Raw genomic sequence first — 12,349 nt, forward strand, 5'->3', positions numbered from 1 at the left:
GTCGTCATCCACCCCGCTGGTCTCCCCATGCAACACCTCCGGATCAAGGTGTTGCGACGACCAGTTGAATCCGCCCTCCGATCCGCGATCCGAATGGAAGATCACCCCGTCCACGTCACCACCGCGCGTGACCACGGCCATCTGCAGCGACGCGACCGTCAGCGCCGCGTCATGGTGCTCCGACATGGCGTAGCCGAGCAGCCGGCGGGAGAACAAGTCCTCGACCGAGGCCAAGTACAGCGGCCCCTCATCGGTGCGGATCATCGTGACGTCGCCGACCCACAGCACGTCCGCAGCGACCGCGGTGAACTTCCGCCGCACCAGATCCGGCGCGGCCGGCCGCTTGCCCTGACGGGTCAGCGAACGCGGCTTCTTCGGCCTCCGCCCGGCCAAGCCGAGTTCGGCCATCCGCTTGGCCACGGTGTTTTCCGACAGCTTCCACTGCTCGGCCCTCAGGTCCTGGGTGATGCGTGGCGACCCGTAGGTGCCACCGGAGGCGGCGAAGTGCCGTTTGATCTCCTCGTCCAGACGGGCGCGCCGCTCTTCCCGAGCTGTTGGCCTGCGGTTCTTCCATTTGTAGAACCACGAGGGCGACACTCCCAGCGCACGGAAGCAGATCGTGTGGGGGACACCAAACTCGGCCCTTTGGGACTCGATGAACTCCACCACGGTTATCGGTTCAGCGAGTCCTTGACCCATAGGACCACAGATCGTTTGAGGACTGTGAGACTGGTGAGGCACCGCCCAGAAGGTCAGGGTCTGACCCAGTTTGAGACTGGCCGCCGTGCCTTGGTGATGACCTGTCGCCCTGGCCTGGGCGGTGCCGCCGGACCAGGCGCGGATGTGTCCCCATAGGGGCCTCGCCATGTGCATCATCACAGTCCTGACCTCCTCGCCCGGCCGGCGACCACCACGTCCCGAGCCTTCGAGGAGACCTGTGACTCGCCCCGCCGACGACCACACCGCCACCGTCCAAGACCAGCAAGAGGAGATCGTGCTCGGCGTGGACACCCACACCGAGATGCACGTCGCAGCAGTGATCACCGTCATGGGCGTGCTCATGGGCACCCAGGCGTTCCCCGCCACCGCCGACGGTTACGCGGCGCTGCTGGACTGGGCCCGCGGACACGGCCACCTTCGCCGGGCCGGCGTGGAAGGCACCAGCTCACACGGCACCGCACTCAACCGCTACCTGCGCCGCCACTACCTCGAGGTCCTGGAGGTCAACCGGCCGGATCGGGCCCGCCGACGGCGGCGCGGCAAGACCGACGCCCTCGACGCCGAGAACGCAGCTCGAGCCGTCCTGCCACGGGACGCCACCGCCATCGCCAAGACCGGTGACGGCCATGTCGAGATGATCCGCATGGTCAAAGTCGCCAAAGACTCGGCGATCAAGGCCCGCACCCAGGCCATCAACCAGCTCCGGGCCGTCCTGATGCGCGCCGACCCGGCGCTGCGCGACACCCTCGCCGGTCTCGGACCGGTCACCCTCATCCGCACCTGCGCGGACTTGCCTGAGGCCGAGCACCGCACCATCGACGACACGGCCCGCACGGTGCTGCGCATGCTCGCCCGCCGGATCCTGACCCTGACCGAGGAAATCCGCGCCCACGAACGAACGCTGGTCGCGATCATCACCGTATGCGCGCCGAAGCTGCTCCAGCAGTACGGGATCGGGCCGGACACCGCCGCCGCGCTACTCATCACCGCCGGCGACAACCCCGACCGGCTCGGCAGCGAAGCAGCCTTCGCCGCCTTGTGCGGCGTCAACCCGATCGAAGCCTCCTCCGGCAAAACCGTCCGGCACCGGCTCAACCGCGGCGGCGACCGGCGCAGCAACAGCGCCCTATACACCATCGTCGTCACGCGCCTCGGCCGCGATACGCGCACCCGCGCCTACGCCGAACGCCGCACCAGCGAAGGCAAATCCAAGAAAGAGATCATCCGCTGCCTCAAGCGCTACGTCGCCCGGGAAGTCTTCCCGATCATCACCGAAGCACTCTCACCAGCGCGTACTCCGCCCGCTGTGGCTTGACAAGCATAGGGGCGTCATCACGCTCGTCCTCCAGCTCGGCGCGCTCCTTCTCCCAGGCGGCCTTGTCCTTGGCGTGCTGCTTGACCAGCTCGGCTTTCTCCCGCCGCAGCCGCGCCAATTCCTCCTGCTCGGACTCCTTCAGCTTGCCGCCTCCGTTGCCGTCGCGCCCGACCTGCCCTGTTGCGTGCCGGTCCATCTGCACCCAGTTGTGCAGCGTGTACTCGTTGATACCCAGATCCCGCGCAATGTGCGCGACGGGTTTGCCGGTCTCCTTGACGATGCGCAGCGCCCCAGCCCGGAACTCCGGATCAAAGCGACGCCTCGTGGTTCCTGCCACGACCAAACCTCTCTTGGTTCGGTCTCCACGCTACGAGGGGGTGCGCCACGAAGTGCTGTTGGACCGAGCGGAGGTGGAAGGACTCCGCTGCCTGTCTGTCGTAGCAGGCGGGTGAAGCTGGCGGCAGCCTGACCTGGAGGAACGTCAGGAAGGGCGGAAGCAGCCGCGACGAAGTCGGGTCGGCCCAGGACTACCGGATGGGCCGGGCCCGGTGAGCGAGAGAGGAAGGTGTACGCGAGGAACCGGTGTTGTTACGCCTCTCGATAGCGTGCCAGCTCCAACCCGGTGGATGTGGGCTGGTCAGCGGTGCGTCACCGATGCTGCGTCGCCGTGCCATGGCGATGGAGGTCTCGGTGAACTTCCAGGTCGGTTTCCCCTGCTGGGCTTGGGAGGCCACGGTGAAGGACTACGGCGTAGCCGTGGCGAGACCGCAGGGGCATAGCCGGGCACCTCACCTCTCGATCGGTCGGCAGTAAACGTGGGAACCGTCCGTGCATCGTTCCCGGCCTCGGCTCACACCCAGCGGCCGGAACCGGGATAGGCGCGTTGCCCGCCGAAGGGCGCGGACGGGACGGAGCCGCCGTAGTACTCCGCGGCCGGGAAAGCCGGCTACTTGGGGAAGGGCGGCAGCGTGTCAGACAAGGAGCACACTGCAATGGTCGAAGACGCCCCGGTGAACACCGGGGCCGAGACGTCAGGGATTTCCCCGTGGAGGTCCGGCGTCTCGGTACGAAGGATGCAGGTCAACTTGCACCAGTGGGCGCGGGCCGATCGCTCGCGCCAATTCGATGATCTGTACAACCTGGTCTGCGATCCGGCGTTCCTGTCCGAGGCGTGGCGACGCGTCTCGACGAACACCGGTGCGCGGACGGCCGGGATCGACGGGCTGACCGTGGCCGCGATCGAAGCCCGGCTGGGAGTGCAGCCGTTCCTGATGCAGATCAGGGACGAGTTGAAGGCCCGCACCTACCGTCCGTCGCCGGTGCGGCGGACGCAGATTCCCAAAGCCAACGGGAAACTCCGTGACCTGGGCATCCCGACGGTGAAGGATCGTATCGTGCAGGCCGCGCTCAAGGCGGTGCTGGAACCCATCTTCGAGGCCGACTTCCTGCCGGTCTCCTACGGGTTCCGGCCCAACCGGCGCGCCCAGGACGCGATCGAGGAGATCGTCAATTCGGCCCGGCGTGGCTACCACGTCGTGCTGGAGGCCGACATCGAGGCGTGTTTCGATCAGATCGATCACGCCACGCTGCTGGAGCGGATCCGCTCCAGGATCTCCGACAAACGCGTGCTGGCGCTGGTGAAGGCGTTCCTCAAGGCCGGGGTGATGCACCACGGCCTGTTCACCGACAGCCTCACCGGCGCTCCCCAGGGCGGGATCTTGTCCCCGCTGCTGGCCAACATCGCCCTGACGGCACTGGATGAGCACTTCCACACCCAGTGGCACACCCTGATGGGCACCGACTACCAGCGCACCAAGCGCAGACGCGCCGGGCAGGGCAACTGGCGGCTGATCCGCTACTGCGACGACTTCGTCGTCATGGTGTCCGGACCAGCCGAGCGGGCCGAGATGCTGCGCGAGCAGATCACGGAGGTCCTGGCCCGGCTCGGCCTGCGCCTTTCAGTGGACAAGACCCGCGTGGTCCACATCGACGACGGCTTCGACTTCCTCGGCCAGAACATCCGCCGCCAGCGGAAACGCGGCACGAACAAGCTCGTCGTCTACACCAAACCGTCCGCGAAAGCCATCCAGGCGATCAAGGACCGGATCTCGGAACGGACCTACAGGCACACCCGCAACCAGAGTCTGGCCGCCCTGCTCCGGGGACTGAACCAGATGCTAGCCGGGTGGGCGACCTACTTCCGCCATGGCGTGTCCAAGAAGACCTTCGCCGCGATCGACCACCACGCGTGGCAGCGCATCGCCCGATGGCTCCTTCGCAAACACCGGATACCCCGCAGTCAGCTGCGGAGATTCTGCGACCAGGGCTGGAGATTCGCCGAAGGATCGATAGCGTTCCGCGGCGCATCCAGCGTCACGATCGTCCGCTACCGATACCGCGGAGCGGTCATCCCGACTCCGTGGACCATCGAACCGGCAGCCACAAGCTGACCACCGGGCAAGACACGTGGAGAGCCCGTTGCGTCGAGAGGCGCACGGCGGGTTCGGGACGGCAGCTCAGGGAAACGGACCGGTGGCAACACCGACACCGCGCCCTGGGCCGACCGCACAAGCCCACTCAACGAGTCCCTCTCAACCCCAACAGCCGCATAGGCTACGCCCATAAGACGGCTGTCCGGAATCTCCGTGGCCCCTCAATCAACCCAGGTAGAGGGGAACGCAGGTCCTGGGACCGCAGCATCCCGATCTTGGCCCGAGATCTGGTCGAAGCTGGGCTCGGTGGCGTCGAGATGCTCATCGAGTACCCCATCTGCACCCTCGCCCGCAACCTCCTCCCCTGGCGGCCGCCGCTGTCCTTTCCCGATCCCGTCGACGTCGCGGTGCTGGGCGTCGAGGATCAGATCGTGCATGTGCACGACGACCGGCCCGGCGAGATGCCCCTGACCGACTTCATGGCGGCCTGGTCGGCGTTGAAGAAGTCCAAGCACCAGCTCATAGAGGTGACCGGAACCTCCACAGGGTCCCCGCGGGTGGCCGAAGCCATCCAGGACACTGCGGCCAAACTGACCGGGCCGGTGCTGAACAACTCCTTCGACGTCAACTTCGGCCTGTCGGGCATGCGCAAACTGGCCGCTCAGCTCGCGGACACCACCGGCAAGCAGGGCTGGACCCGCCGCTTCCCCGACACCGGTGCCGTCCTGGACCGGTTGCGAGACTGCCTGACGACCGAACACACCAGTACGGGCGCCACGCGGCCGCTGTATGCCGACTTCCTGACCGAGACAGGCCACGACGCGGCTGCGGCCGTCTACCGGCAGGCGGGCGAGCAATGGTCACAGGTGGCCGCAGCCGCGGCCGGCCGGGCGTCTTTCGTCGAGATCATCGAACTGGTGGAACAGGTGATACGAGTCGAAGAGCGGGGCGCCCGAGCGCTGGAACAAGCGTAGGCGGCCGAACGAGACGGGACAGGGCAGGCGCATGCGGGTCGCCACACCGGATCGCCGGCTGACGCCATCAAGAAGCCGCAGGTCAGGCACCAACTCCAAACACCGAGCCCCGCAACGTCTGAGCAGGCCACGTAGTTCTCGGCACCCACCATGCCCGCCGGGGAAGCTTGACCTGCGGCACGTTCGTGAGCTCCGGTCACCCGGGAGACGGCAGCGGGCACGGCAGGATGACCCGGTGTATTCCTTCGCCTGGGCTGGTACCAGCTGGAAGCCATGTTGATCTTGCCGGAGAGTCGATCAGGTGAGGTGCCGGTTGCGGTGAAGGCCTCAGGTGACCGATTCCCGTAGCTTGTTTGGATGCGCATCCGGATATACATCCGGCCGCCACTCGTGGACGTTCCTCAGGAAGAACCCGTATTCCTGACTCTCCGCGAACCTCCGGCGCAGAAGGTCGGGATGAAGGCCGGCCTGGCCCAGGAGCAGAGCGCGTAGTACCCAGCGCAACGACAACGCGACGGTGAGGTATCGATCTACATCGCCGTCCTCCAGCCACCCAGGGTTTATTTGGTGTGCGAAGTCATTACGGGCTCCGTAGACGAGGGTCTTCCACTTGTTCGAGCGGCCGGTGACCCCCGGCACGAGCGCTTCGGCGTCAAGCGCCAGTTGATTGAGCCTTTGTCCGTAGCCGGGTTCATGCATATGGCCGAGGAACCCGTTGACGGCCTCGGCGGCGGACTTGTCGACCTCCTTGACCGCCTCGGCTGCTGCCTCGCGGATCTGAGCCGCGAGCTCAGGGGAGAAACGCTGCGCGTCGGGGAAGAGCCGCCGGTGTAGCCCTTCGGAGATCGTGCTGAGGATCAGAACCTGGGTCTCCAGGGGAAGCGAGGTTGTGAGGACACTCGCCACTCCCGCAGGAAGGGGACCGAGGGTTTCGACACGGTCCAACCACGCCCCGATCACGGCAGGCGACAGGTCAGTGAGAGGCAGCAGGGGCTGCGACGGGAGGGCGAGGTCGTCACCGTGCTGGGAAGGACTGTGGACAGGCCACCAGGGCGCTTGGGAATGCTCCTGAACAGCGAACTCCATCACAGTTACGGGGCGTGCGGTGGCAAGCTGAAGCAGGGTGACGAGTGGCTGCAGGTATGTACGCTCCAGGATGTGCATCCCGACTGGCGGCAGATTCGTCAGCACGAGCTGAGGCTCACCGGAGAAGTCCTCCCAAAACAGCTGGCCACCATTGCCGAGCTGCACGGGGGCGCTTGCCGTATCGGCTGCACGGGTGAGCGTCTGCAGGCGGACTCGAAGTCCTTCGAAGTGGTGATTGACGTTGTCCAGATGCGCTCCGACAACCGCGAAGATCCCCTCGAAACGCTGCTTCTGTTTCTCGCGCGTCAGCCCTCCGGCCCATTTCATGGACCGCGCTTCCAGGAGGGTGATCGGGATATCGTCCTCAAGCTCTCCATGGATCACGACGATCCCGGGATCTGTGGACTCCGACTTGGCGGCGACCGAACCGTCGCCGGCGACCTGTATGGTGACAATTCCCGGAACGCCATAGAGGGAAGGCGACACCGTGAGCGAGGGTGAAGCCTGCTTAGCGAGCTCGAGGTGTCCTGGGGAGCGGACGGACGGATCGGTGGCCCTCCAGAACGTGCCGGCGATACTGCTGCCGCACGCATCTGTGCTGGACGTCACAGGTGTGATCACCTCTGAGAATTCGTTCATGATACGGAGCCCTTCCAACCTGACGCTGCGCTCGGGACCGACCCGACCGGCTAGTTGAGATGGCGGAACGCCTGCGGTCGGGCAGCAGTCGACCGAGATCCGATGTCCAGGCCGGGTGCCCTGGACGCTGTCTTGCCCCTCCATCATTCCGCTGTTCACTCGCGCCCTGGCCTTGCATCTGAAGACCACTGCCAGGAAGTGTGCAGACGCAGATACACCGCACCGGCCCATGGCGTGCGCCGGATCCTGTGCCAGGCAATGGACCGATTTGCGTGCGATCCACAGACGCTTGGCCGGTGGCGGACTGTGCCCGCAGAAGACACGCCGACTGCCGTCGGCCGAGGCACTGCGGCTGCGCGACGGGGGCGGCGATGTGGGTCTTTCCGGCACCGGGCAGGCCAGGCAGCGCGGCGTTGGCCTCGACAAAGGCTAAGGCGGCCAGGTCGCGGACGTGGCGGGGATCCAGTTCGGGCTGGTGGAGAAATCAAATACCCAGGCCATCTACCTGGCCGCCCTCGAGATCATCGGCAACAACGATATTCCGATGGGAGAGCAATCTCCCGACCATGATCTGAAGGGTTGCCGCACGCAGCCCCACCGCCTCCCGACTTGGCCGTGGCACCTTGCCGTGAACCAAATGACTCCGCAGGGTGTAGCAGTTCTTGAAGAATTCGGCTGGGCTTTCGCCAGAGAACTGCTGATCACCGAGCCGAGAAGCCAGGGATTGACCAGCCTGTCCGATCGACTGTTTACGAAGGCTCCTCAAGGAGCCGATGAGAGAGTCTCTCTCCCGGACCGGAAGATCTGCGCGCTTGGCCTGGTCGATGAGATGATCCACAAGAGCAACTTCAGCGTCTGATCGGTCGTCCGGCTTGATGAGAGTTTCAACGGCCATCATCAGCATCAGGAAGCGAGCATCGACGGATGCCTCGGAGAATGAGGACGCGAAAAGACTATGGGCGACAAGTTGTGCATCGTCGAGAACCAGATCGCTTCTGTCCACGAGGGCCAGCGCCTGGGTGACAACTTCTTGGACAGGGCGACTCAGCACAGCCCTGACCGGCATGGCAGTCACGAACAAGGGCGTTGGTTCACTGGGAAACACCAGTATTCCGTGGACATCATCCAGCACTTGCCGAAGCTGACCAGGAACGTGCTCCTGGAGGATGCGGCGACCACTATCGGCTAGCTGCCCCTGTGGTGCTCGCGTACCAAAGTCGGCACCAATATTGAGCTTGGCGAAGGACAGCATGAGTGCGGCGCGCCACTGCCGCGCGGCGGCCTCGGCCGCCGCGATGGAGACATAATTCCTGCCGCGAACTATGAGGAAGGAACTGTCAACCGCCCATCGCTCCATCGTGACACGGTTCCCGGGATCCATTTGAATGCACGAGTCGGCCTCGACTCCCGTCACCTGGGACGTATTTCCAACACGAAAGCGAATTCGAAAGTCAAACCACCCCTCAGCGGTCGCTCCGGGCTCGTTCGATACCTGAGTCAACAATATACTCCTCTACAGAGGTCGACCATGGGAAAAACAAGTCACAGCCCAGCCGGGGAGCTATGGACCAGTAAACCTGGTCCTGAGCTCAGTTCATCAATCTGCCTGAGAGGATGCTCGCCGACTGCAACCACGCCCTCAGTCACTGTTTGATACAGGCGGTTCTGCGATTAGTCGAGGGCGAGTGCCTGCCGGGAGCAATCGGTGCACACCAGGTACCAACAAGGCGCGCACCGGGTCACGGCGCGGATGCAGTTCCGCCTCACACCCCCGACACTACACCCTTCCTGTGAACCTTCCCAAAAGGTCCACTTAGCCGTGGTCGCAACCAGCGGCCCAGTCAATCCAAAGGCAGGATTATCCGTTCTCGACCGTTACGCATCCTCCGAACTTCGCTTCAGAGTGCTTAATCGCCAGAAACACATGTACGCGGCGGCGTGGGTTGGTGTGCTTACAGAAGCTGGACGCACCACCGGGTGTGTCGCTTGGCCGTCACACTGCTCGGCCCACCCTTTATTGGGCGTTCAAGCTCTTTCCTGAGCGATGGGAGGTCGAATCGGCCACGGCTATTCGTCCTCCTCCATCTCCTGGGAAGCGTACTTGACGCCTCCCTCCAAGTCCGCTTCGTAGATCGGGATCTGTTCAATGCCGAGGGCCTTGAGCAGGAATGCCGTGGGGATGCGGTAGTGGGTGCCGACCTGGATGACATGGCACGGAAAGTTGCCCGAGTGGATTAGTCGGTATGCGGTACCAGAACAGATTCCCAGAGCTCTCGCGGCAGTGCCCAGGTCGACAACCAGAGGGAGGTGGAATGCCTCAGCGAAGGTCATCGGTGTCCCGATCATCGAGGGGCTCCCGTCGAGCGCAGGGACAGGGTACCGATGAGGCGCCTCTTGGTAGGGCGCCGAGCGCAATCAAGAATGTCCGTCAACCCGAGGCGCTGGGCCAGCACCCCAAGACGGACTCCTTCGATTTGTGAAGGGGTGGCGGCTAAGCGGATCGGGGCGGAGCGCTCGCCGATATGCCCGGGTGGAGCTGTCTTCGACTCCCATCTGCCGCCGGGGAACCGATTCAGACCTTTCGGAGGAGCGAATACGAAGAGATCTTTCACGGGAGTTTCCCGGCTGCCGGAACGAGCCTCGGACCAAGCCCTGCTCGACACAGATTTGAGAACCTTCTCGCCTGCACCTGGTAGATCTGCGTCGATGGTCGTCAAGCCCTCCAGAAGAGTGGTGGCCATCTCGGCTTCGAGATCCTCATGGCTCACGCGCAGCCGGATGGAGATCATGGAGAGGGTCCGGCGCATCCAAGGCTCCGCCAGCCATAGGGCGAACAGCCGTCCCGTCTCGTTTGTCGGCCCTTCTCGCTGTGCTGCATGGATTGCCTCCCGCCAGATTGCGTCGCGTAGAGTCGTGTCCCTGCCAGAGACGCATACCGCGTCACGGACCTGGCGTGCGGTCAGTCGGACGAGGCCGTTACCCGTATCGATCAACAGTCCGTCGTGTGCTCCTGATTCGATCCGCTCGTTGACGATGCGGGACAGGGCGCCCCATCGGTGATTCGCCATCAGTGCTCCTTCACCGCATAGGGCAACCGCGTCGTTCACTCGGGGATCGCCCTATACGAGGATGGGCCGAGACCACTGGTCAGCCCAAATTCTCTGGTGTTGGGGATAGTTTCCAGAGTGTGCTCACGCGCTTCAGCACTGCGAGTGCAGAAGACATGTGATCTGGCTCTCACCGGATGTACTTCTGGTAACTCGCAGTTGAAGCGCCACGGTTGCACTGGATGCAGGTTGCCCCTGGCGACCGGGTTGATCGTACACAGTCGATGCCTAGGCCGATCGGCAATGCCGATCACCCGGGGCGGTCTCACAATGAGACAGAGGTCGAGGAGACTGGACCGTAGATCCAGACGCTCTACCCGAACCTTGCACTGAACCATCCCTTCACTGTGAGGCCAGGGGTGCTTAACGAGCGTTTCGAACGTGACAGTTCCGAGGAACTCGGCGGTTGCGTCCACGGGAGTGGGTACGAGTTCCCCCTGGTCACATGCGTGGCGACCGCAAATGGAGATGGCCATCGCGGTGGCTGGCGAAGCAATGACCCGGACGTGTTGCGATCCGTGGTGAAGACCATGTCCGAGGCCGACACCCTGCGCGGAGCACCGTACGGCGAGTGCAGCAACGAACGGACCAGTGCGCGTAACGGCTATCGCCGTCGAGAGTGGGACATCCGCGCCGGCACCGTGCACCGGCGATCCCCAAGCTGCGCTCAGGCTCATACGTCCCCGATTGGCTCGGCACTGCGGGTAGACGAACTGGTCGGGCAACCGGCATCAAGCACGTCTCCAAAAGCCAGGTCAGCCGGCACCGACGCGGTCGGCGTCTTCCTCGACCGAACCGCGATCATCCGGCTGGTCAGCGCCGTGCTGGCCGAGCAGAGCGATGAGCGGGTCGAAGCTCGCCGCTACATGGGATTGGACGTGCCGGCCAAAGCCCGTCTACGTTTCGTCCCCGGCGACACACCCGCCCCGGCTCCGATCCCGCAGCCATGACCGATTGACCTGCGGATGCAGGATCTCATCAGCGGTCGAGCTCCTTCACGGCCTCGCCCAGTGCTGAAAGGTCAGTGATGACGATCGTGTTTCGTGAGGCCTCGACACCCCGTTCCGCCAGTTGCCTGAGTGATGCAGAGATGGTGTTGCGGCTGACCCTGAGATGGAGGGCGAGATCGGTACGAGTGAGGGGCAGCACAGCCGGCCTGTCAGGTGCGGCACCGCTCCAGTTGCGGCTGGCGAGGCGAACCAGGGCGAACGCCAGCCGGATCCAGGGAGGACTGTTCCCCTGCACGATCATCGACTCGATCAGGCGCCCATGGGTATGCGTCACCACCGGGAGGGTGAGTGAGCGCTCCGCAACGGATCCGAGGTATGCGTCAGGGCGCACAACAGCGACTTTGCACGGCAGCAGTGTCTCAACGCTCGCAAAATGGCGACAGCTCTGCAAGACAGCAGTTCTCCCGACGAACTCGTATGGCCCGCGGAAGGCGAGGATGCTACGTTCGCCGTTCAATTCCGTACGCTCCACCTTGACCAGACCCTCGATGATGATGACCACTCGGTCGCCTGGTTCGCCTTGCCTGAGGAGGAGCTGCTCGGCGCGGCAGTAGTAGGTCGGAGATGTTTTGATGAGATCTTGCAAGAGCTCTTGTTCGGGGGTCGCTTGCACAGGCCAAGTGTAGAAGCTTCCGAGCTCGCGAGGTGGTGTGTTCGAACACTTGGAAGGCTGGTCAGGGAATGGCGCATTGATCATTTCCACAGCCGCCGAACAGCGACGATGACGCTCATTAATGTGAAGAAAATTATCGTAATTCGGTGATCACGAAGAATAGTCTTCAGTTGTCGAGCCCAACCATCGATGCGTGAGGCTTCAAGATCCGATTCGGCGGGAGGAGCCTGCCGGGCCCAAGAAGTCGTCGTTGCAGGTGGAAGCGGCGAGTATGTCTGAGGGCGGCCGTGAAGGGCGGCTCTGATTCACTCCTTGTGAATCGATCGTGCGGCGTCACCCCGCCTGGAATGATCTTGGCGCGCGCGGCTCTGCGTACTGAGGAGCCATGGAGATTCCGGACAGCCGTCTTATGGGCGTAGCCTATGCGGCTGTTTGGGTTGAGAGGGACTCGTT

10 protein-coding genes and 3 pseudogenes are annotated in these 12,349 nt (G+C 64.1%); 5 read left to right on the forward strand and 8 right to left on the reverse strand.

Annotated elements, in window-relative coordinates; all coding sequences use genetic code 11:
• The coding region (locus ACTMTI_RS55755) for an IS3 family transposase (RefSeq protein WP_441129219.1) at nt 1-876 on the reverse strand (876 nt) is incomplete at its 3' end.
• A gap of 61 nt (nt 877-937) precedes the next feature.
• On the opposite strand from ACTMTI_RS55755, the gene ACTMTI_RS55760 reads away from it, so the two are divergent.
• On the forward strand, nt 938-2,035 hold the full coding sequence (locus tag ACTMTI_RS55760) for an IS110 family transposase (RefSeq protein ID WP_441129211.1): 1,098 nt from the start codon (nt 938-940) through the stop codon (nt 2,033-2,035).
• Here the strand turns inward: ACTMTI_RS55760 and ACTMTI_RS55765 are convergent.
• Nucleotides 1,989-2,372 (reverse strand): transposase, encoded by a 384-nt coding sequence (locus tag ACTMTI_RS55765; RefSeq protein ID WP_441129212.1) that lies wholly within the window; start codon nt 2,370-2,372, stop codon nt 1,989-1,991. The genes ACTMTI_RS55760 and ACTMTI_RS55765 overlap by 47 nt on opposite strands.
• Before the next feature lie 655 nt (nt 2,373-3,027).
• On the opposite strand from ACTMTI_RS55765, the gene ltrA reads away from it, so the two are divergent.
• Nucleotides 3,028-4,485 (forward strand): group II intron reverse transcriptase/maturase, encoded by a 1,458-nt coding sequence (gene ltrA, locus ACTMTI_RS55770; protein ID WP_441129213.1) that lies wholly within the window; start codon nt 3,028-3,030, stop codon nt 4,483-4,485.
• 257 nt (nt 4,486-4,742) lie between these two features.
• Nucleotides 4,743-5,441, forward strand: coding sequence for a DUF4872 domain-containing protein (locus ACTMTI_RS55775; RefSeq protein ID WP_441129214.1), 699 nt, complete (start codon nt 4,743-4,745; stop codon nt 5,439-5,441).
• 327 nt (nt 5,442-5,768) lie between these two features.
• Here ACTMTI_RS55775 and ACTMTI_RS55780 read toward each other — a convergent pair whose 3' ends face one another.
• The 5 genes and pseudogenes from ACTMTI_RS55780 to ACTMTI_RS55800 form a co-directional block, all read right to left on the reverse strand.
• Nucleotides 5,769-7,166, reverse strand: a complete 1,398-nt coding sequence (locus ACTMTI_RS55780; RefSeq protein WP_441129215.1) for a HEPN domain-containing protein — start codon at nt 7,164-7,166, stop codon at nt 5,769-5,771.
• 355 nt (nt 7,167-7,521) lie between these two features.
• Nucleotides 7,522-7,638: pseudogene (locus tag ACTMTI_RS55785) on the reverse strand (ATP-binding protein); the annotation flags it as partial.
• A gap of 12 nt (nt 7,639-7,650) precedes the next feature.
• Entirely contained in the window at nt 7,651-8,523 is an 873-nt protein-coding gene (locus ACTMTI_RS55790) for a hypothetical protein (RefSeq protein ID WP_441129216.1), read from the reverse strand.
• A 710-nt stretch (nt 8,524-9,233) separates the two neighbouring features.
• On the reverse strand, nt 9,234-9,512 hold the full coding sequence (locus tag ACTMTI_RS55795) for a helix-turn-helix domain-containing protein (RefSeq protein ID WP_358449375.1): 279 nt from the start codon (nt 9,510-9,512) through the stop codon (nt 9,234-9,236).
• Nucleotides 9,509-10,234, reverse strand: a complete 726-nt coding sequence (locus ACTMTI_RS55800) for a hypothetical protein (RefSeq protein WP_441129217.1) — start codon at nt 10,232-10,234, stop codon at nt 9,509-9,511. The genes ACTMTI_RS55795 and ACTMTI_RS55800 overlap by 4 nt, the downstream gene beginning before the upstream one ends.
• Before the next feature lie 488 nt (nt 10,235-10,722).
• Here ACTMTI_RS55800 and ACTMTI_RS55805 point away from each other — a divergent pair.
• Nucleotides 10,723-10,997: pseudogene (locus tag ACTMTI_RS55805) on the forward strand (transposase); the annotation flags it as partial.
• A gap of 40 nt (nt 10,998-11,037) precedes the next feature.
• Nucleotides 11,038-11,223, forward strand: a pseudogene (locus ACTMTI_RS55810) (IS256 family transposase); the annotation flags it as partial.
• Nucleotides 11,224-11,251: 28 nt separating this feature from the next.
• On the opposite strand, the gene ACTMTI_RS55815 reads toward ACTMTI_RS55810, so the two are convergent.
• Complete coding sequence (locus tag ACTMTI_RS55815) at nt 11,252-11,896, reverse strand: Crp/Fnr family transcriptional regulator (protein WP_441129218.1); 645 nt, start codon at nt 11,894-11,896, stop codon at nt 11,252-11,254.
• Between the last annotated feature and the right edge of the window lie 453 nt (nt 11,897-12,349).

The sequence above is a fragment of the Nonomuraea sp. H19 genome (assembly GCF_052068215.1).
GTDB lineage: Bacteria > Actinomycetota > Actinomycetes > Streptosporangiales > Streptosporangiaceae > Nonomuraea.